The sequence below is a fragment of the Mesorhizobium sp. B3-1-8 genome (assembly GCF_006439495.1).
Lineage (GTDB): Bacteria > Pseudomonadota > Alphaproteobacteria > Rhizobiales > Rhizobiaceae > Mesorhizobium.
The window spans coordinates 56581-77366 of record NZ_VFTK01000007.1 but is presented as its reverse complement, the minus strand read 5'-3'; the positions used below and the strand labels follow the sequence as shown (position 1 = coordinate 77366).

The following is a 20786-nucleotide window of genomic DNA, read 5'->3' as shown; positions in this document are numbered from 1 at the left end:
TCATCGAGTCCCGATGGTGCGTCGGCGCATTTGAAACAAAGAGGCGACAATGACGATTTCGGCTGCACAGGTCAAAGAACTCCGCGACTTGACCGGCGCGGGCATGATGGACTGCAAGGCGGCGTTGAACGAAACCAACGGCGACATGGAAGCGGCCGTCGACTGGCTGCGCAAGAAGGGTATCTCGAAGGCCGACAAGAAGGCCGGGCGCACCGCCGCCGAGGGCCTAATCGGCGTCGATGCCGGCGTGCGTGAGGCCGCGGTTGTCGAAGTCAATTCCGAGACCGATTTCGTCGCCCGCAACGAGCAGTTCCAGGAACTGGTCCGCAATGTCGCGAAGGTCGCGCTCGCCTATGGTGCGACCGAGGCGGTTGCTGCGGCCAAGTATCCGGGCTCCGACAAGACTGTCACCGAGACCGTCAAGGACGCGGTCGGCACCATCGGCGAGAACATCAATTTCCGCCGCTCGGCGAAGCTCACCGTGCCGCATGGCGCGGTGGCGACCTATGTGCACAACGCGGTTGCCGATGGGCTGGGCAAGCTCGGCGTGCTGGTCGCGATCGAGACCACCGGCAACGAGCATGCGGCCAACGCCTTCGCCCGCCAGGTGGCGATGCATGTCGCCGCCAGCAACCCGGTCGCGCTGAGCGCCGAGGAAGTCGACCCGGCGCTGGTCGAGCGCGAGAAGGCGATCTTCTCCGATCAGGCGCGCCAGTCGGGCAAGCCGGAAGCGATCATCGAGAAGATGGTCGAGGGCCGCTTGCGCAAGTTCTATGAAGAGGTTGTGCTTTTGAAGCAGGCCTTCGTGCTCAATCCCGACATCACCGTCGAGAAGGCGTTGAAGGATGCCGAGAAGGAGATCGGCGCTCCGGCGAAGATCACCGCCTATCTGCGTTACGCGCTGGGCGAAGGCATCGAGAAGGAAATGACCGATTTCGCGGCGGAAGTCGCGGCGGCGGTCAAGAAATAGCTCCGATCCGAGGGGAGCGCCCGGCGTTTCCCTTAAGGTGAAGAGCTCACGAGCTCAGGCAACTCGGCCGGGTGTCCGCATGGATGCTCGGCCGATTTCTTGTGCGGTGTCGATAAAGGCCCTGAGCTTCGGTGCCATCGATGCGCGACGCGGAAAGTAAAGGAAAAGACCGGGCTCCTCGATCGCCGTCCGCGGCAGCAACTGGACGAGACGGCCGGCCGCCAAGTCGGCGCGCACCAGCGGCTCGAAGACGTAGGCGAGCCCGAGGCCGGCCAGCGCCAGATCGATGGCGCCAAGCGAATCCGTGACGACGGCCGTGCCGCGCGTTTCGACGACGACATCCTTGCCGCTGTCGTTCAAATCCCAGCGGTAAAGCGCGCCCGATCGGACCAGCCGGTAGCCGACGCAGTTGTGATTGGCGAGATCGGCCACGTCGCGTGGACGGCCGTGCTTGCCGACATAGGCGGGAGAGGCGACGATCACGGCCTTGAACGGGGGCGTCATCCTGACGGTGACCATGTCCTGCGCGATCATCTCGCCCAACCGGATGCCGGCGTCGAAACCTTCGCCGACGATATCGATAAGTCCCTGGTCGGCAACGATCTCGACCGTCACGTCGGGATAGCGTTCGGCCATGGCCGCGACCACCGGCGTCACCGCCAGGGGGATCGCTATGTTGGAGGCGTTGATCCTGAGCAGGCCGGCCGGCCTTCCCTTCACGCCGCGGATGCGGTCCATCCGCTCGGCGATGTCCTGCAGGGCGGGGGCCGCCGTCTCCACCAGCGCCTTGCCTGCCTCGGTCAGCGAGACGCTGCGTGTCGTGCGCGCAAACAGCGGTTGGCCGATGCGCTCTTCCACCAGCCGCACCGCGTGGCTCACCGCCGAAGCGCTCATGCCGAGCTCGGCCGCGGCAAGCGCAAAGCCGCCGCGTCGCGCGACAGCGACGATGACCGGAAGATGGCTAAGCAGGTCGCGATCCATTCATGAACGATATCGCATGGTCCATGCGAACAATGCAATCTTATCGTTGCTGGCGCGCCGGTCCACATTGTCGCCAGATGTCGGCGGCGGGCTGATGCACAAGGGAGAAAAAAGATGAATGCGTTGAGGCACATCACTTTCGCGGCAGGCATGGCGCTGGCCCCGATCGACGCCGGCGGGGCAGAACCGTCCGACTGGCGGGCGCTCGCCGATGAGCGCGCCGTCATCCGCATTGCCGATGCCATCGACCGTGCCGTCGACGCGCAGGACTGGACGCTTGCCCGCAGCTACTTTGCGGATCGAGTGACCGCAGACTTCAGCACTCTGTCTGGACAGCCTGCGGCCAACATCGCCTCGGACGACCTGATCGGCGCCTGGGCGGGCAACCTCAAAGGCAGCAAGACCAGCCTGCATCTGCGCACCAACCATCAGGTGTCCTTCGACGCCGGTGCGGCGACGGTCCGCTCCAACGGTTATGCCTGGAACCGGATGGAAGGCAATGGCGACCCGCTCTGGGAAGTCTGGGGCACCTACGAGCACCACCTGACGCGTTCCGGCACCGGCTGGAAGGTCGACGGTTTCACGTTCCGGATGACGCATGAGCGCGGCAATCCTTGGGTCAAGGCGACCCCCGGCTCCTAACGCGCCGTCAATCGGACCCGAATTGGAGAGACGTCCATGACAATGACCTATTACACGCTCGGCAACAGCGGCCTGAGAGTGAGCCGGCTGGCGCTGGGCACGATGACCTTCGGCACCGAATTGGGCTGGGGCGCTGACAAGGATACTGCCCGCGCCATGTTCGACGCCTATGTCGAGGCGGGCGGCAATTTCTTCGATACGGCCGACCTCTATACAGGCGGCACCGCCGAGACCTGGCTCGGCGAGTTCGTCGCCGAGCGCGGCCTGCGCGACAAGGCCGTGATTGCCACCAAATTCACCATGAATTCGGATCCCGGCAATCCGAATGCAGGTGGCAATGGCCGCAAGAACATCTTGCGCGCCGTGGACGCCTCGCTGAAACGGCTCGGGACCGCGTATATCGACCTTTATCTCCTGCATGTGTGGGACAGGCTGACGCCGGCCGAGGAAGTCCTGCGCACGCTGGACGACCTGGTGCGTGCGGGCAAGGTGCGCCACATCGGCCTGTCAAACGTGCCGGGCTGGTATGCCGGTCGGGCGCAGGCCATCGCCGAACTGCGCGGCTATGAGCCGATCTGCGCCCTGCAGCTCGAATATTCGCTCGCGCAACGCGACATCGAACGCGAATTCGTGCCCTTCGCCATGCATCACGGCGCCGGCATCATGGAGCCCAATGGCGAGCGGGCTGCTCAGCGGCAAATACCGTCCGACACAAGCGGGCAATGCCGGACGGCTTGACGGTTTTCGCAACACCACCCATCCGAGTTTCCAGAAATTCAGCGAACGCAACTGGGCGATCGTGGCCGAACTCGAAACGGTGGCCGCCGAGCTCGGCCGCAGCATGGCTCAAGTCGCGCTCAACTGGGCGGCGACGCAGCCGGGCATCGCTTCCGTCATCCTCGGAGCGACGAAGCTTGCGCAGCTCGAGGATAATCTCGGCGCGCTCGACTTTTCGATTCCTGCAGAACTTCGCGCGCGGCTGGAAAAGGTCAGCGCCACGCCCGCGCCGTTCCCGCATTCCTATTTCGGCTCGGAAATCCAGGTCCGAGTGACCGGCGGGGCCGTGACTGGCGACAAGCCGGCCGGTTATTCGCCCGCGGTCATGATCGAAGGCGAGGCGGTCAGCATCTCAAGCAACTGAAGAGGCGGCAACTGATCAAAAGGCAGCAACTGACCGAAAAAGCCTGGGATTTTGCACGAGGGCGCGGCGTGACATCGCCGCGCCCTTCGTGTATCGGGTCAACCCGTCATGACAGCATCGCCGGATGAAGCGGGGGCGGTTTTGCCTCCAAAATTGCCGCGCCGAGATATTCGAGGATCCAGATGACGGTGAAGCCCCTCTATCGACGTGTCGTGCTGAAAGCTTCCGGCGAAGCGTTGATGGGCGAGCAGCATTTCGGCATCGACGTCTCCGTGGTCGACCGCATCGCCGCCGACATCGCCGAGGCGCGCGCGCTGGGCGTCGAAGTGGGCGTCGTCATTGGCGGCGGCAACATCTTCCGCGGCGTCGCCGTGGCCTCGAAGGGCGGCGACCGCGTCACCGGCGATCACATGGGCATGCTCGCCACCGTCATCAATTCGCTGGCGCTGCGCACCTCGCTCAACAAGATCGGCGTCGACGCCGTCGTGCTTTCGGCGATCGCCATGCCGGAACTTTGCGAGAGCTTTTCGCAGCGCCAGGCAACCGCCTATATGAACCAGGGCAAGGTCGTCATCTTCGCCGGCGGCACCGGCAATCCGTTCTTCACCACCGATTCGGCCGCGGCACTTCGCGCCGCCGAGATCGGCGCCGATGCGCTGTTCAAGGGCACCCAAGTCGACGGGGTCTATTCGGCTGACCCCAAGAAGGACCCGAACGCGGTCCGTTTCGACCGCATCAGCCACGCGGAGGTCATCAAACGCGGGCTTGCGATCATGGATACCGCCGCGATTGCACTTGCGCGTGAAAACAACATTCCGATAATCGTCTATTCGATCCACGAAAAAGGTGGTTTCGGCGATATTCTGAGGGGCGGCGGCCATTGCACGGTCGTCGCGGACAAATAACCGAGGCCGGGATCCGTCAGACGGAACCGCGGACGGGACGACGGCACAAGCAGTGAACCCGGCGAACGGGTCGAGGAGATGATCATGAGTGGCGAGTTCGAAGACCTGAAGCGACGCATGGACGGGGCGATCGCCGCCTTCAAGCACGACCTGGCCTCGCTGCGCACCGGCCGCGCGTCCAGCAACCTGCTCGATGCCGTCCAGGTCCAGGCCTACGGCACGACGATGCCGATCAACCAGGTGGCCAATGTGACGGTGCCGGAGCCGCGCATGATTTCGGTCTCGGTCTGGGACAAATCGATGGTCAGCGCCGTCGACCGCGCCATCCGCGAAGCCAATCTCGGCTTCAACCCGATCGTCGACGGCACCAATCTCAGGATTCCGCTGCCGGAGCTCAACGAGCAGCGCCGCAAGGAACTGGTCAAGATTTCGCATGGCTATGCCGAGAACGCCCGCGTCGCGGCGCGACATGTGCGGCGCGACGGCATGGATTTCCTCAAGAAGGCGGAGAAGGACGGCACCATCAGCGAGGACGATCAGCGCAAGCGCTCCGACCAGGTGCAGAAGCTGACGGACGAGACGATCAGCACCATCGATCACCTGCTTTCCGATAAGGAAGCTGAAATCATGCAGGTTTAGGGTCGGGTTTTCCGGCCCGAAAGCGAGACCATGGCAACGCCCGCGCATGTCGCCATCATCATGGACGGAAACGGACGCTGGGCCAAGGCGCGCGGCCTGCCGCGCCTTGCCGGGCACCGCGCCGGCGTCGAGGCCCTGCGCAAGACGGTTCGCGCCGCGCCTGGGCTCGGCATATCCTACCTGACCGTCTACGCCTTTTCCTCGGAGAACTGGTCGCGGCCGAAATCCGAGGTCAGCGACCTCATGGGGCTTTTGAAGCTGTTCATCCGCCGCGATCTCGCGGAACTGCACCAGAACGGCGTGCGGGTGAGGGTGATCGGCGACAAAGAGGGGCTGCAGCCCGATATCAGAGGGCTGTTGCAGGAGGCCGAATCGCTGACCGCCGACAACGAATCGCTGACGCTGGTGATCGCCTTCAACTATGGCGGCCGCGACGAGATCGTCCGCACGGCGCGCAGGCTGGCGGATGCCGTCGCGCGCGGCGACATGGCGAGCGACGCGATCACGGCGGAAAGTTTTGCCGCGTCGCTCGACACAAAGGGCATTCCCGATCCCGAGCTGGTGATCCGAACCAGCGGCGAGCTCAGGCTGTCGAACTTCCTTCTCTGGCAGGCTGCCTATAGCGAGCTCATCTTCCTGCCTTGCTATTGGCCGGACTTCAGCCGCGAGCACCTGGCCGACGCCTTGCGCGACTTTGCCGGCCGAGAACGACGCTTCGGCGGGCTTGCCGCCCGCGACGTCGCGCTTTAGGCGCCGCAACGCATGAGCAATCTCAAGCAGCGCGTCATCTCGGCAATCGTGATGGCGGTGCTGACGCTTGCGCTCACCTGGCTCGGCGGATTGCCGTTTCGGCTGTTCTGCGCGGGAATAGCGGCGCTGATCTTCTATGAATGGACGCGCATGGCGCGTCCCGCGAGCGGGGCGGCTCTCGGCTTCCTGCCGGAAGCGCTGATTCTGGTTTTCATCGGCGCGCTGATCGCCGGCGTGCCGGCTTTGTGGCTGCTCTTGCTTGTGGCGATCCTTGTGGCGGTCGCGGCCATTGCCGCCCGCGTGGGAGGGCCTGCGCCGTGGGAAGCCCCTGGACTGGCCTATGCGGCTCTTTCCGGCTTTTCGCTCGCCTATGTCCGTGACGACAATCATTCCGGACTGATTGCGATTCTCTTCCTGTTCGCCGTGGTCTGGGCGACCGACATTGCGGCCTATTTCGTCGGCCGCGCGGTCGGCGGCCCGAAGCTCGCGCCGTCGATCTCGCCCGGCAAGACGCAGAGCGGCGCGCTGGGCGGCGCGGCCGGCGGCGTTGTCGCCGGCTTGCTGCTGGCGGTTGCGGCCGGGGCCGGCAATCTCGTCCAGCTTGGCCTCGTCGCCCTGGCGCTTTCGATTGTTTCGCAGATCGGCGATCTGTTCGAATCATGGGTCAAGCGCCGGCACGGCGCCAAGGATTCCAGCAATCTCATTCCCGGCCATGGCGGCGTCATGGACAGGGTGGACGGGCTTGTCGCGGCCGCGTTCGCGCTGTACGTCTTGGGCTGGATCGCGGCGGGCGCCGAGCATCCGGCACTGGGGCTGTTTCCGAACTGAACGACGCAGCAGTAGGGCGAAAAATGGCGCGCGCCACGGATTCGCCCGGATTGATGCCACAGTCGCGGCGGAGTGTCGCGTGCGGGCGAATTTGAGGGCATGACTTGAACGACATCTTTCACGCGGTGTTCAGCACACAAGGCTTCGTCCTTGGCACGCTGGTGCCGTTCCTGTTCGTGCTGACCGTGGTCGTGTTCGTCCATGAGATGGGCCACTATCTGATCGGCCGCTGGTGCGGCATCGGCGTGAAGGCTTTTTCCATCGGCTTCGGCCCTGAGATCTTCGGTTTCTACGACCGCCGCGGCACGCGCTGGAAGCTCTGCGCCATTCCGCTTGGCGGCTACGTCAAATTCGTCGGCGACATGAACGCGACATCGAGCCAGCCGAGCACGGAAGAGCTCGAATCGCTGACGGAAGCCGAGCGCGAGGTCGCCTTCCACACGCAACCCATCTGGAAGCGCGCCGCAACCGTCGTTGCGGGGCCGCTGTTCAATTTCCTGCTGACGATCGCCGTGTTCGCGGTGCTGTTTTCGCTCTATGGCCGTCCGGTCCTGGAGCCGACAGTCGCCGAAGTCACCAAGGGCAGTCCAGCGGAAAAGGCTGGAATCCAGCCAGGCGACCGATTCGTCAAAGTCGACGGCAGCAAGGTGGAGACCTTCGCCGACGTGCAGCGGCTGGTTTCGGGCCGGGCGGGCGACGCCATCGCCTTCACCATGCTGCGCGACGGCAAGGAAATCGACGTTACGGCCACGCCGGAGCCCATGGAGCAGCAGGATGCGCTGGGCAACAAGATCAAGGTCGCGGTTATCGGCGTCGTCAACAACGCCGAGCTCGGCCAGCCGCGCCTGATCTCCTATACGCCGGCCGGCGCCGTGGTGGCGGCGGTGGAGGAAACCGGGCATGTGATCGAGCGCACCGGCCAGTTCCTGCAACGTTTTGCGCTTGGACGCGAGGACAAATGCCAGCTGGGCGGTCCGATCAAGATCGCGAAGATGTCGGGTCAGGCAGCCAAGCTCGGCTTCGAGTGGCTGGTGCAGCTTGTTGCATTTCTGTCAGTCGGGATAGGATTTCTCAATCTCCTGCCGATTCCCCCTCTCGACGGCGGCCACCTCTTGTTCTACGGCGTGGAGGCCATCATACGGCGGCCCGTTTCGGAGCGAATGATGGAGATGGCCTACCGGGCCGGGCTGTTCCTGGTGCTCGGCTTCATGGGCTTCGTGTTTTGGAACGATCTGTTTGGGTGCTGAAATCATGAAGAAATTTGGCTTCAGCCCCGGTCATATTGAGATGCCGTTTACCATGCGTGGGGATATGCGTGACGCGAAAGCCACGCGGTACGGTTAAGTAAATACAAATTAACCGGGAGCCTTGCGTGTAGGGAAAATCCGGTTAATACGGTAAGGGAAAATACCGCACGTCCGGTTTTCTCGCCGTGGGGACTACGAGAAAAAGGTACAAAAGCCCGATGAAGGCAGCATCCAAGTTTCTGAGCGCCGCTTCCGCGGCGGCTTTGTCCGCCGCTCTGGTCGTACCAGGCGCGCTCGCAGTGCAGTTCGCCGCCACGTCGGTGGCCGAGGCCGCGGTCATTTCGCGTGTCGAGGTCAGCGGCAACCAGCGGGTCGATGCGGAAACCATCCGCAATTACATTTCGATCAAGCCGGGCAAGCCTTTCTCCAGCTCCGATATCGACGACGCCGTCAAGGCGCTGTTCGGCACCGGTCTGTTCTCGGACGTTCAGATCAACCAGGTCGGTTCGAGCCTGGTCGTCAAGGTTTCGGAATACAAGGTCGTCAACCAGGTCCTGTTCCAGGGCAACAAGAAGCTGAAGGACAACGCGCTCCAGGCCGCCATCCAGCTGAAGCCGCGCGCGACCTTCTCGCAGCAGGCGCTCGATGCCGATGTCGAGTCGGTCAAAGCCGCCTACAAGCGCATCGGCCGCGACGACGCCGCGGTGACCACACAGATCATGGATCTCGGCGACAACCGCGTGAACGTGGTCTTCAACATCAACGAAGGCGGCCGCACCCAGATCGCGGCGATCAATTTCGTTGGCAATCACGCCTATTCCAGCCGCCGCCTGTCGGACGTCATCAACACCAAGCGCTCGTCGTGGCTCTCCTTCGTGCTGCGCGACGACGTCTATGACGAGGACAAGCTGCGCGCCGACCAGGAGCTGCTGCGCCGCTTCTACTACAATCACGGCTATGCCGACTTCCAGGTCGTCTCGGCCGTCGGCGAGCTCGACGATACCACCAACAAATACACGGTCACCATCACCGTGCAGGAAGGCGATCGCTATACGTTCGGCGACGTCAGCGTGGAAAGCACCATTCCCGAGGTCGACTCGAAGTCGCTGGAATCCGCGGTCGAGACCCACAAGGGCGACGTCTACAACGCCAAGGACGTCGAGGATTCGATCGTCGCCTTGACCGAGAAGGTCGCGGGCTCGGGCTATGCCTTCGCCCAGGTGACGCCGCGCGGTGACCGTAATTTCGAGAACCACACCATTTCGGTCGTCTACACCATCGACCAGGGCACCAAGGCCTATGTCGAGCGCATCGAAATCCGCGGCAACGACCGCACGCGCGACTATGTCATCCGGCGCGAATTCGATGTCAGCGAAGGCGACGCCTTCAACCAGGTTCTCATCCAGCGCGCGAAGAAGCGCTTGGAAAACCTTGATTACTTCCAGTCCGTGGACATTTCGACGGTTCCGGGCTCTGCCCCTGACCAGGTCGTGCTCGTGGTCACCGTGGTCGAGAAGTCGACCGGCGAGTTCTCGGTCGGCGCCGGCTATTCGACCGGCGGCGACACGCCCGGCCCGTCCATCGAAGGCTCGATCACCGAGCGCAACTTCCTCGGCCGCGGCCAGTACATCAAGCTGTCGGCCGGCGGCGGCAAGAATTCGCGCGACTTCGCCCTTTCCTTCACCGAACCCTACTTCCTCGGTCGGCGCATCGCGGCGGGCTTCGACATCTACAAGTCGACCCGCGAGTATGATCACTACGATACCGACACCACCGGCGCGACCGTTCGGTTCGGCCTGCCGATCACCGACAACATTTCGACGCAGCTGGCGTACAATATCTCGCAAGAGAAGTACTCGCTTGCGGACGATTGCACGACCAATGGGATCTATGACCCACTCAAGTGCACCATCTCCCAGGCGATTCGGGATGGTGTTGCGGAAAGCCCTTGGCTCAAATCGTCAGTCAGCCTCGGTCTGGTCTACAACACAATCGACGATATGAAGAACCCGCATGAGGGCCTTTATATCACCGGTACAACCGAGTTTGCCGGTTTGGGTGGCGACGCCAAGTGGGTCAAGCTTACGGGACGCGCAAGCGTCTACCAGACCTTGTCCGAGCAGCTTGATATCGTCGGCCTTGTTTCGGGCGGAGCAGGCTACATCGCGGGCTACGGCAGTGGCGATCTTCGCATCTTCGATCTCTTCCAGAGCAACGATCGCATGATCCGCGGCTTCGAGTATGGCGGCATCGGTCCGGTTGCCGGTGACGGCAGCGGCGACCATCTTGGCGGCACGACGTATTTCAATGCCTCCGCAGAAGCCCAGTTCCCGCTTCCAGTAATTCCGGAGAGCTTCGGTCTGCGTGGCGCCGTCTTTGCGGATGCGGCCACGCTTTATGGCAACAACCTTGTCGGCGTTAACACAGACTCGGCTGGCATGAAGCTGCGCGCCTCGGTCGGTGTCGGCCTGATGTGGGCCTCTCCGTTCGGCCCGATCCGCATCGACTACGCGATTCCGGTCAAGAAAGAGTCGACCGACAACGTGCAGGAATTCAACTTCGGTATCGCCACCCGCTTCTAATTTCGTGGTTGCGATGGTTCCGGGCCGGCTGACGGCCCGGAGTGGACCGATCCGACCCAGCTGGATATAGCTTCTGGAATGACCGATCCGGTGTTCTTCGCGCCTTCACGCCGGTATACGGCTGGCGAGGTCGCGAATCTGACCGGCGCCAACCTGCTCGATTCCGATCAGGCCGAAATTGCCATTGAGGCGCTGGCTCCGGCCAACGAGGGTGGCAATGGCGCGCTCGTCTTTGTCGACGGCAAGCGCAATTTCGCCCTGATGCAGTCGCTCAGGGCGGCCGCGGTGCTGTGTCCTGCCGATTTTGCCAGCAAGGCGCCGCCGGGCATCGCGGTGCTCATGCATCCGCGTCCGCAGCAAGCTTTCGCGATGGTCGGGCGCCTGTTGTTTCCGCAGGCCGCGACTCCGGGGCCAATGACCGGAGAAACCGGCATCTCGGCGCATGCGTTTATCGATCCATCCGCGCATGTCGAGGACGGAGCGATCGTGGAGGCTGGTGCCGTGATCGGCCCTGGCGTATCCATCGGCAGCGGCACGGTCGTCGCGCCCCACGCCGTTGTCGGCCGTTCCTGCCAGATCGGCCGCGACGGCTTCATCGGCCCCGGCGCCAGCATTCAATACGCGCTTGTCGGCAACCGCGTCATCATCCATGGCGGCGCCAGGATCGGCCAGGACGGTTTCGGCTTCGTCGGCGGCGCCAAAGGACCTGAACGCGTGCCGCAGATCGGCCGCGTCATCATCCAGGACGATGTCGAGATCGGCTCCAATTCGACCGTCGACCGCGGCGCCATGTCCGACACCATCATCGGCCAAGGCACCAAGATCGACAATCTGGTGCAGATCGCCCACAATGTTCGCATCGGTCGCAATTGCATTATAGCCGGGCTTTCGGGTATTTCCGGTTCCGTCGTCGTCGGCGACAACGTCACCATGGGCGGCGGTGTCGGCCTTGCCGATCATCTGACCATCGGACCAGGGGCCAAGCTTGCTGCGAGAAGTGGATTCATGAACAACGTGCCGGCAGGCGAGGTCTGGGGAGGTTACCCGGCGCAGCCCATGGCGGAAGCCATGCGCGAGATAGCGATGCTGCGCAGGATGGCCAGGACGCGCAAGCAAGGCGACGGAAATGGCTGATATGGTGGCAACGACACTCGACGCGGTCGACATCATGGGGCTTATGAAGCTCCTGCCGCATCGCTATCCATTCCTGCTGATCGATCGCATCGTCGACATAGACGGCGACGAGTCCGCTGTCGGCATCAAGAACGTGACCATCAACGAGCCGCATTTCCAGGGCCATTTCCCCCAGCAGCCGGTCATGCCCGGTGTGCTCATCATCGAGGCCATGGCCCAGACCGCGGGCGCGATCTGCATTCGCAGCCTCAACACCGAGAAGCCGTCGCTGGTTTATTTCATGACCATCGACAACGCGAAATTCCGCAAGCCGGTCGTTCCGGGCGATCAGCTCAGGATCCACGTCAAAAAGATCAAGAAACGCGGCAACCTGCTGAAATTCGCCTGCGAGGCGATGGTTGACGGCGCGAAAGCCGCCGAAGCCGAGGTTTCGGCCATGATGGTTACCGGCTGACGGTTCGAAATGCTCATGAAAGTCGAGACATCCATTCATCCTTCCTCGGTCGTCGAAGAAGGAGCCCGGCTCGGCGAAGGCGTCCGCATCGGACCGTTCTGCCATATCAGCGCCGATGCAATCATTGGCGATCGTGTGGAGCTGGTCAGCCATGTGTCGGTGATGGGCGCCACGACCATCGGGGCCGGGACGAAGGTCTATCCGATGGCGACGCTCGGCGCGCCGCCGCAGAACACCAAGCACAAGGGCGGGCGCACCACCCTGGTCATCGGAGCGAACTGCACCATTCGTGAAGGCGTCACAATGCATGTCGGCACCGACACCAGCCGTGGCGAGACAACTGTCGGCGACAACGGCAACTTCCTCGCCTACGCCCACATCGCCCATGATTGCGTCGTCGGCAAGAACGCCACCTTCGCCAATGGCGCGACGCTCGGCGGACATTGCGAGATTGGCGACAACGTCTATATCGGCGGCCTAAGCGCGGTTCACCAATTCGTGCGCGTCGGCGACAACGCCTTTCTCGGCGGCTGCTCGGCTTTTGTCGGCGATGTCATTCCCTACGCCATTGCCGTCGGCAACCGCGCCAGCCTGCGCGGCTTGAACATCATTGGTCTCAAACGCTCCGGTCTGCCGCGTTCCGAGATCTACCTGCTGCGCAAAGCTTATAGGACGATTTTCGATCGTTCCCGCACCGTCGGTGAGAATGTGGAACTCGCCAAGGCCGAGTTCGCCGGGTCGCCAACGGCCATGAAGATCATCGATTTCATCACCAGTCGCGACAAGCGACACTTTGCCGTCCCATCGCTCAAAGGTGGCGGCAACGATGACAGCGGCGATGACGAGGTCTGAGCGCGCCGCATCAGCGTTCCAACTCGCGCCGGGCTCGAAGGTCGGCATTATTGCCGGCGGCGGCAGCCTGCCCGTCGAAGTCGCCGATGGCCTGGTCAAGCACGGTTTTGTGCCCTTCATCGTCATCGCTGCCGGTGAGGTCGACCGCGAGGCAGACTTCGCGGCCTACGATCAGGAAAAACTCGCGCTGGAAGATATCGGGCTGCTGTTTCCGTTGCTGAAGCGCCGGGGCATCACGCACCTTGTCCTGGCCGGCGAGATCAAGCGCAGGCCGCGGCTGAGCAGGATAAAGCCGACATTGGGTCTGCTGGCGATAATTCCCTCCGTGGTCAGAGCGTTGCGACGCGGCGACGACGGCCTGCTGAAGGTGTTGACCCGAGGCCTGGAAAAGCGAGGCGTCAAGGTCGTCGGCGCGCACGAAGTCGTTCCGGAACTGACGGCTGGCGAAGGCTCATTGACGGTGACCGGGCCAAACCAGTCCGACTGGCGTGACATCGAAGCCGCCCGTAAGGCGGCCAAGGCCATCGGCGCACTCGATATCGGCCAGGCTGCGATTGCGATTGGAGGTCGAGCCGTCGCGCTGGAAGGCATTGAAGGCACCGCCGGCCTGCTCGACAGAACGCGGGAATTGCGCGGCCACGGCAGGCTGGCCGGCAAGGCGCGCGGAGTGCTGGTCAAATGCGCCAAGCCGGGCCAGGAATTGCGCGCCGACTTGCCCACTATCGGCCCGCAGACCATCGAGGCCGCGCATGCGGCAGGCCTTGCCGGCATAGCCGTCGAAGCCGGCCGTTCGCTTATCCTTGAAGGTCCGACCACGCTTGCTCGCGCCAATGCGCTTGGCCTGTTCATTGTCGGCCTGCCCGCGACGAAAATGGCCAATGGGGAGCCGGCTAATGGTCGCTGACAAGCCGCTCAAGATCGCGATCGTCGCCGGCGAGGAATCCGGCGATCTGCTTGGCGCCGACATCGTGCGGGCGCTCGAACGCACGACCGGACGCAAGGTTCAGCTCGTGGGCATTGGCGGCAGGCACTTGCAGCAGCTGGGACTGACTCCGCTCTTCGACGGCGGCGAGATCGCGCTGATGGGTTTTAGCGCGGTGCTGCGCGACCTGCCGCGGCTGATGCGCCGTATCGGCCAGACGGCGGCGACAATCGCGGCCGAGCGGCCCGATTGCCTGGTCACCATTGACAGTCCGGACTTTTCGCTGCGCGTCGCGAAGAAGGTCCGCGCAACGGCGCCGGCCATCCCGATCGTCCACTATGTCTGCCCGAGCGTATGGGCCTGGCGGCCGGGCAGGGCGGTGGCGATGAAGCCCTATGTCGATCACATCCTCTGCATCCTGCCCTTCGAGGTGAAGGCGCTCGCCCGCCTTGGCGGGCCGCCCGGCACCTATGTCGGACACCGGCTGACGCAGGATTCGGGCGTGCTTGGCGCCGCCAAGGCGCAGGCGATGCCGCGCGACCTGTCCGGCGATCGCGTCAAGACGCTGCTGGTGCTGCCCGGTTCGCGCCGCGGCGAGGTGAGGCGGCTGATCGAGCCGTTCGGCAAGACGATGTCGGTCCTGCGCCAGCGCGGCCATCGTCTGCGCTTGCTGTTGCCGACGGTGCCGCATGTCGCTGAGCCGGTGAAGGCCTCGGTCGCCAGCTGGGACGACAAGCCGGAAATCATCACCGAGCCGGAGCGCAAATGGCAGGCTTTCGGCAAGGCCGATGCGGCGTTGATCGCGTCTGGAACGGTTTCGCTGGAACTGGCGCTCGCAGGCGTTCCGATGGTTTCCTGCTACAAACTCGACCTGATCGCGCGCCAGATTCTGCAGCATATGGTGACGACGTGGTCGGCACTGCTGCCCAATTTGATATCCGACCGCGCGCTGGTGCCGGAATTCTACGATCAGTATGTCCGGCCGGAAAACCTAGCCCGGCAGCTGGAAGCCCTGTTTGCCGACACCGGCATGCGCGCCTGGCAAAAGGCGGGCTTTGCCGAGATCGCCCGCCGCATGGCGACCGAGCGGCCCTCGGGCGATATCGCAGCCGAGGTGGTGATGGGGTGCATCAGGAAGGCAGTAGGCAGTAGGTAGTAGGCAGTAGGCAGTAGGGGCTCTCTTTCTACTGCCTACTGCCTACTCACTATTCCCTATCTCTTAGCAATCGGCACGTAATCGCGTTCCGTGGCGCCGGTGTAGAGCTGGCGCGGGCGGCCGATCTTCTGGTGCGGATCCTCGATCATTTCCTTCCACTGCGCGATCCAGCCGACGGTGCGGGCAACGGCGAACAGCACGGTGAACATGGTGGTGGGGAAGCCCAACGCCTTTAGCGTTATGCCGGAGTAGAAGTCGACATTCGGGTAGAGCTTCTTTTCGATGAAGTAGGCGTCGGTCAGCGCGATCTTCTCCAGCTCCATGGCGATGTCGAGCAACGGATCGTCCTTGATACCGAGTTCGCCCAGCACCTCATGCGCCGTCTTCTGCATGATCTTGGCGCGCGGATCGTAATTCTTGTAGACGCGATGGCCAAAACCCATCAGCCGGAACGGATCGTTCTTGTCCTTGGCGCGGGCGATGAATTCCGGGATGTGGTCGACATGGCCGATCTCGCCCAGCATGTTGAGCGCTGCTTCGTTGGCCCCGCCATGCGCCGGACCCCACAGGCAGGCAATGCCGGCGGCGATGCAGGCGAACGGGTTGGCGCCCGAGGAGCCGGCGAGGCGGACGGTCGAGGTCGAGGCGTTCTGCTCGTGGTCGGCGTGCAGGATGAAGATGCGCTCCATGGCGCGCGCCAGCACCGGATTGATCTTGTATTCCTCGCACGGCACGGCAAAGCACATGTGCAGGAAATTGGCGGCGAAGTTCAGCTCGTTCTTCGGGTAAATGAACGGCTGGCCGATGTGGTATTTGTAGGCCATCGCCGCGATCGTCGGCATCTTGGCGATCAGGCGCATCGAGGCGACCATGCGCTGGTAAGGATCCGAGATGTCGGTGGAGTCGTGATAGAAGGCCGATAGCGCGCCGACCACGCCGCACATGACGGCCATCGGATGCGCATCGCGGCGGAAGCCGGTGAAGAAGCGCGACATCTGCTCGTGCACCATCGTGTGGCGCGTCACGCGATAGTCGAAGTCCTCCTTCTGTGCCTTGGTCGGGAGTTCACCGTAGAGCAGGAGGTAGCAGACCTCGAGGAAGTCGCCATGTTCGGCAAGCTGGTCGATCGGATAGCCGCGATGCAGCAGAATGCCGGCGTCGCCGTCGATGAAGGTGATCGCCGACTCGCAGCTTGCCGTGGAGGTGAAGCCGGGGTCGTAGGTGAAGACGCCGGTCGTGCTGTAGAGCGCGCCGATGTCGATCACGTCAGGCCCGGTCGACCCGCTTCGCACCTTGAATTCATGGGTCTTGCCGGCGAGTTCGAGCCTGGCGGTCGACTCATGCGCCTTGCCGCTCGGTTCCAGTTTTGTCGCAGCTTCGCTCATTGCAAACTCCTTTATGTTCCTCATGCCGGCAAGGCAATTCCTGCAAACGACACGTCGAAATCACCGGAATGCGCGAACTTGCCATCGCATTTTAGGAGGTGCGTGCCAGATTGGGCCAAGCCTAATGTTGCACTGCGAAACACACCTTTCAATGCCAATCTTCTTGGGCCAGTTCGCTGCTAATCGATTTGATCTCCAATCCTCGCCAGGCTTTCCTGGCGACCCAACACGGCAAGCACGTCGAACACGCCGGGCGAGGTGCTGCGGCCGGTCAGCGCGGCCCGAAGCGGCTGTGCCACGGCGCCGAGCTTGTGCCCACCGGCCTGCGCAAAGTCGCGGATCGAAGCCTCGGCCGAGGCGGCGCTCCAGTCGCCCTCGACGGCGGACAATGCGCCATGCGCGCCGCGCAGAATCGCGCGCGCATCCGCGTTGAGCAAGCCGGCCGCCTTCTCATCCAGCGGCAACGGCCGCTCGGCGAACAGAAACGCCGCTCCGTCGACCAGCTCGACCAGGGTTTTGGCCCGCTCCTTGAGACCGGGCATGGCGGCAAGCAGTTGCGCCTTGCGCCTGTCGTCGAGCTTTGCCGCGAACGTCGGGCCGCCTTCGAGATAGGGCAAGGTGGCGACGAAGATGTCGAACAGCGCCTGGTCATCCATCTTGCGCATATGGACGCCGTTCAACGCCTCGAGCTTGGCGAAGTCGAAGCGCGCCGCGCCCTTGTTGACGTCGCCGATGTCGAACCACGCGACCATGTCCTTGACCGACATCACCTCGTCGTCGCCATGGCTCCAGCCGAGCCTGGCCAGATAGTTCAGCAGAGCCTCGGGCAGATAACCCATGGCGCGATAGGCTTCGACGCCGAGCGCGCCGTGCCGCTTCGACAGCTTGGCGCCGTCGGCGCCGTGGATCAGCGGGATGTGCGACATCGACGGCACATCCCAGCCCATGGCATCGTAGATCACCGTCTGGCGCGCGGCATTGGTCAGGTGATCGTCGCCGCGGATGATGTGGGTGACGCCCATGTCGTGATCGTCGACGACGACGGCATGCATGTAGGTCGGGACGCCGTCGGAACGCAGGATGATGAAGTCGTCGAGATCCTTGTTCGGGAAGCGCACCTCGCCCTGCACGCGGTCGTTGACGATCGTCACGCCTTCGGTCGGCGCCTTGATGCGGATCGCACCCTTGACGCCTGCCGGCGCCTCGGAGGGGCCGCGGTCGCGCCACTGGCCGTTGTAGCGCGGCGGCAGACCCTTGGCGCGGGCCGCCTCGCGCATCGCCTCCAGCTCGGCCGGCGTCTCATAGGCGTAATAGGCCTTGCCCATGCGCACGAGCTCCTCGGCGACCTCGCGATGACGCGGCGCGCGCTCGAACTGCGAGACGGCCTCGCCGTCCCAGGAGAGGCCAAGCCAGGTCAGCCCGTCGAGAATGGCGGCGGTGGCAGCTTCGGTGGAGCGTTCGCGATCGGTATCCTCGATGCGCAGCAGCATCGTGCCGCCGGTGTGCCTGGCATAGAGCCAGTTGAACAGCGCCGTGCGCGCGCCGCCAATATGCAGGTAGCCTGTGGGCGAGGGGGCAAAACGGGTGACGACCTTGTCGGACATGGAACTCTCGAGGAAGCACTGAAAAAATGCATGTTTCGCGCGGACTTCCACGCGACCGGCGTTCATGTAGCATAGGCGGTCTGGGGCGCAAGGGGCAGACCCGATGGCTGGACGTGGCCGGGGCGCGGAGGAGGGCGGGGGAACGACAGCTGGCGTCAGCGAACGCCTGATGTTTGCCCATGCCGCGCCCGAAGAGGGAGCGCCGGTTTCGCTTCCGGAGCCGCGGGCACCTACCGAGCTTACGCCACCCGGTGACGGTGCAATACAGCCGGTCTCGCCAACGGCGAGCCTCAGCCGAATCCGCAAACAGCTTGGCCGCGCCTCGCTTCCCGCATTGCTCCGAAGCATCGGCACCGCTGCCGCCACCGAGCTTGACCGCGGCATCGGCTTCCTGCTGGTGCCGGTGTTTTTGGCCGCCGGCGTCATCTATTACTTCTCGCTGAGCGCTGAGCCGGATCTCTACAGGCCGCTTGCGGCAGTGGCCCTGATGGCGGTCTGCGCGGCGGTCTCACATTCCCGGCACAGAACGCACCTTGTCTTCATGGCGGCGTTTTTCTGCGCCTTGGGCTTTCTCGCGGCGAAGGTCGAGACCTGGCGGATGGCGACCCCGATGCTGGGTTCGGAAATCCAGACCCGGCTGACGGGTCGCCTCGTCACCGCCGAGGCGATGGCCAATGGCCGTGTCCGGCTCACCATAGATCTCATATCCACGGAGCATCCGAAGCTGCGCTACGCGCCGGACCGCGTCAGGTTGTCTGCCCGCAGGATCCCGTCCGGCATGACAGCCGGGTCGATGCTGACCGGCTATGCCAAGCTGCTGCCGCCGACAGGTCCGGTTCGGCCGGACAGCTACGACTTTTCCTTCGACAGCTATTTTGCCCGCATTGGCGGCAGCGGCTTTTTCCTGGGTGATCCAAAGCTGATTGCGCCGGTGGAGGCGCCGTTTGACGCGCGCATCGCATCGGCAGTGGAAAACGCGCGCGAAGGGATTGCAGACCACATCAGGAGCAGCATCGGCGGGTCCGAAGGCGAGATCGCAGCGGCGCTGATCGTCGGCGTTCGTGCCGGCATTCCGGAAGCCATCAACGAGTCGATGCGGCGAACCGGCATCTACCACATCATCTCGATCTCAGGCCTGCATATGGCGCTGGTCGCCGGCACGATCATGGTCCTTTTGCGCGGCGCCTTCGCGCTGTTTCCGGATTTCTCGTCGCGCCGGCCGGTGAAGAAATATGCCGCTGCAATCGCGCTGCTCTCGATCGCCGCCTACCTCGTGATCTCCGGCATCGTGGTGGCGGCCGAGCGGAGTTTCATCATGCTGGCCGTGATGCTCGCCGCCGTGCTCTTCGACCGCGCGGCGCTCACCATGCGCAACCTGGCGATCTCGGCCATCGCCGTCATCCTTGTCTCGCCGCACGAAGTGGTCGGCCCGAGCTTCCAGATGTCCTTCGCCGCCACCGCTGCGCTAGTCGGCGCCTATGCCGGTTTTGCCGACTATCGCGCCGGCAAAACGACCGCGCCGCCGGCAAAGCGTTCGTTCCTCGGCTTCCTATCGCGAAAACTGGCGATTGGAGTGGGTGGTGCCGCCGTGACGTCGCTTATCGCGGGCAGCGCGACATTGTTGTTTGCGATCTGGCACTTCCAGCGGGTGTCGCCGCTCAGCCTGCTGGCCAATCTGGCGGTCATGCCGATCGTCTCACTGGTCGTCATGCCGTTTGCCGTGTTGAGCGCCCTGGCCATGCCCTTCGGCTTCGACGGCCCATTCCTTTATGTGATGGGCAAGGGCCTGACGGCGATGATCGCCATTTCGGCGTGGATATCCGAGCGCTCACCGGTCGACGCCGTCGGGCTGATCTCGATCCAGTCGGTGCTGCTGGCGACGGTCGCGCTGGTCATCGCGACGATGGCCACCACCTGGCTGAGGCTCGCTGCCTTACCCTTCGCGCTCGCCGCGCTGCTGGCCATTCCGCATGTCCGTACTCCGGACGTGCTTATCTCGGAGGACGCGCATCTGGTGGCGATGCCGATCGGCGGCGGTGAGCTTGCCATCAACCGCGCGCGCTCCAACGACTTCACCACCGACAACTGGAAACGGGCGCTGAAAGCCGAGGAAATCGTACCGCCGGAGACGTTCGCTAAAGACGCCCTCGACATCGCCGATCCCGTCGACCTGCCGCCCGGCTCGCCCTTCTACTGCATCGGCGACCTCTGCATCGGCCGGCATCCTTCCGGTGCCATCGTCGCGCTCGCCGAGAACCGCGCCAGCGCCCGGCCTGCTTGCGGTTTCGCCGACCTCATCGTCATCGACGACGCCACGGCCTACAATCCATGCCGCGATCCGCGCGTGCTCGTCGTCACCAAGCGGCAGCTGGCACGCGACGGCAGCGCCGCCATCTTCTTTGATCCGCAATCGGCAACCGCGCGGCCAACCGTTCGCTACGCGGTCGAAGAACCGTACCGACCCTGGCACGAGCAGCGGAAATACGCGCGTGAGGCGAGGGGGCTGCCGCCCTATCAACGACCGGAAAAGCCGGCGGTCGCGCCGCAGCCTACAGAATAGATGGCACACAGTTCCGGCGAAGACCGCCGCGCGG

General features: G+C 63.8%; 17 protein-coding genes and 1 pseudogene. 15 read left to right on the top strand and 3 right to left on the bottom strand.

The window, feature by feature from the left end; genetic code table 11:
- Window positions 1–49: 49 nt before the first annotated feature.
- Window positions 50–970, top strand: coding sequence for a translation elongation factor Ts (tsf, locus tag FJ424_RS08645; protein WP_140653094.1), 921 nt, complete (start codon window positions 50–52; stop codon window positions 968–970).
- A 54-nt stretch (window positions 971–1024) separates the two neighbouring features.
- On the opposite strand, the gene FJ424_RS08640 is transcribed toward tsf, so the two are convergent.
- Window positions 1025–1951, bottom strand: a complete 927-nt coding sequence (locus tag FJ424_RS08640) for a LysR family transcriptional regulator (protein WP_140653096.1) — start codon at window positions 1949–1951, stop codon at window positions 1025–1027.
- A gap of 114 nt (window positions 1952–2065) precedes the next feature.
- Here FJ424_RS08640 and FJ424_RS08635 point away from each other — a divergent pair, with 114 nt between their 5' ends.
- From FJ424_RS08635 to lpxB, 13 genes and pseudogenes are all read left to right on the top strand, one after another.
- Complete coding sequence (locus tag FJ424_RS08635; protein WP_140642698.1) at window positions 2066–2593, top strand: nuclear transport factor 2 family protein; 528 nt, start codon at window positions 2066–2068, stop codon at window positions 2591–2593.
- Window positions 2594–2629: 36 nt separating this feature from the next.
- Window positions 2630–3734: pseudogene (locus tag FJ424_RS08630) on the top strand (aldo/keto reductase).
- A gap of 182 nt (window positions 3735–3916) precedes the next feature.
- A complete protein-coding gene (pyrH, locus tag FJ424_RS08625; protein WP_095765617.1) occupies window positions 3917–4639 on the top strand; it encodes a UMP kinase in 723 nt (240 codons plus the stop codon).
- An 84-nt stretch (window positions 4640–4723) separates the two neighbouring features.
- Complete coding sequence (gene frr, locus FJ424_RS08620; protein ID WP_140642694.1) at window positions 4724–5278, top strand: ribosome recycling factor; 555 nt, start codon at window positions 4724–4726, stop codon at window positions 5276–5278.
- A 30-nt stretch (window positions 5279–5308) separates the two neighbouring features.
- Window positions 5309–6028 (top strand): isoprenyl transferase, encoded by a 720-nt coding sequence (locus FJ424_RS08615; RefSeq protein ID WP_140653097.1) that lies wholly within the window; start codon window positions 5309–5311, stop codon window positions 6026–6028.
- A gap of 12 nt (window positions 6029–6040) precedes the next feature.
- Window positions 6041–6856 carry a phosphatidate cytidylyltransferase gene (locus tag FJ424_RS08610; protein ID WP_140653099.1) on the top strand — a complete coding sequence of 272 codons (816 nt, stop codon included), beginning with the start codon at window positions 6041–6043 and terminating at the stop codon, window positions 6854–6856.
- A gap of 104 nt (window positions 6857–6960) precedes the next feature.
- On the top strand, window positions 6961–8103 hold the full coding sequence (gene rseP, locus FJ424_RS08605) for an RIP metalloprotease RseP (protein ID WP_140653100.1): 1143 nt from the start codon (window positions 6961–6963) through the stop codon (window positions 8101–8103).
- 218 nt (window positions 8104–8321) lie between these two features.
- On the top strand, window positions 8322–10685 hold the full coding sequence (bamA, locus tag FJ424_RS08600) for an outer membrane protein assembly factor BamA (RefSeq protein ID WP_140642684.1): 2364 nt from the start codon (window positions 8322–8324) through the stop codon (window positions 10683–10685).
- Between the two features lie 78 nt (window positions 10686–10763).
- Window positions 10764–11819, top strand: a complete 1056-nt coding sequence (lpxD, locus tag FJ424_RS08595) for a UDP-3-O-(3-hydroxymyristoyl)glucosamine N-acyltransferase (protein WP_140653102.1) — start codon at window positions 10764–10766, stop codon at window positions 11817–11819.
- Window positions 11812–12273, top strand: coding sequence for a 3-hydroxyacyl-ACP dehydratase FabZ (fabZ, locus tag FJ424_RS08590; RefSeq protein ID WP_140642679.1), 462 nt, complete (start codon window positions 11812–11814; stop codon window positions 12271–12273). The genes lpxD and fabZ overlap by 8 nt, the downstream gene beginning before the upstream one ends.
- A gap of 15 nt (window positions 12274–12288) precedes the next feature.
- On the top strand, window positions 12289–13125 hold the full coding sequence (lpxA, locus tag FJ424_RS08585) for an acyl-ACP--UDP-N-acetylglucosamine O-acyltransferase (protein WP_140653104.1): 837 nt from the start codon (window positions 12289–12291) through the stop codon (window positions 13123–13125).
- Window positions 13112–14029 carry a UDP-2,3-diacylglucosamine diphosphatase LpxI gene (lpxI, locus tag FJ424_RS08580; RefSeq protein WP_140653106.1) on the top strand — a complete coding sequence of 306 codons (918 nt, stop codon included), beginning with the start codon at window positions 13112–13114 and terminating at the stop codon, window positions 14027–14029. The genes lpxA and lpxI overlap by 14 nt, the downstream gene beginning before the upstream one ends.
- Window positions 14019–15203, top strand: coding sequence for a lipid-A-disaccharide synthase (gene lpxB, locus FJ424_RS08575; RefSeq protein ID WP_140653108.1), 1185 nt, complete (start codon window positions 14019–14021; stop codon window positions 15201–15203). Before lpxI ends, lpxB begins: the two co-directional genes overlap by 11 nt.
- A 56-nt stretch (window positions 15204–15259) precedes the next feature.
- On the opposite strand, the gene gltA is transcribed toward lpxB, so the two are convergent.
- Window positions 15260–16588, bottom strand: a complete 1329-nt coding sequence (gltA, locus tag FJ424_RS08570) for a citrate synthase (protein ID WP_140653109.1) — start codon at window positions 16586–16588, stop codon at window positions 15260–15262.
- 179 nt (window positions 16589–16767) lie between these two features.
- The gene (gene gltX, locus FJ424_RS08565; protein ID WP_140653111.1) at window positions 16768–18192 is read right to left on the bottom strand and encodes a glutamate--tRNA ligase; all 1425 of its coding nucleotides are present in this window, start codon (window positions 18190–18192) and stop codon (window positions 16768–16770) included.
- Window positions 18193–18295: 103 nt separating this feature from the next.
- On the opposite strand from gltX, the gene FJ424_RS08560 reads away from it, so the two are divergent.
- Window positions 18296–20752 carry a ComEC/Rec2 family competence protein gene (locus tag FJ424_RS08560; RefSeq protein ID WP_140653112.1) on the top strand — a complete coding sequence of 819 codons (2457 nt, stop codon included), beginning with the start codon at window positions 18296–18298 and terminating at the stop codon, window positions 20750–20752.
- The last annotated feature ends 34 nt before the right edge of the window (window positions 20753–20786 follow it).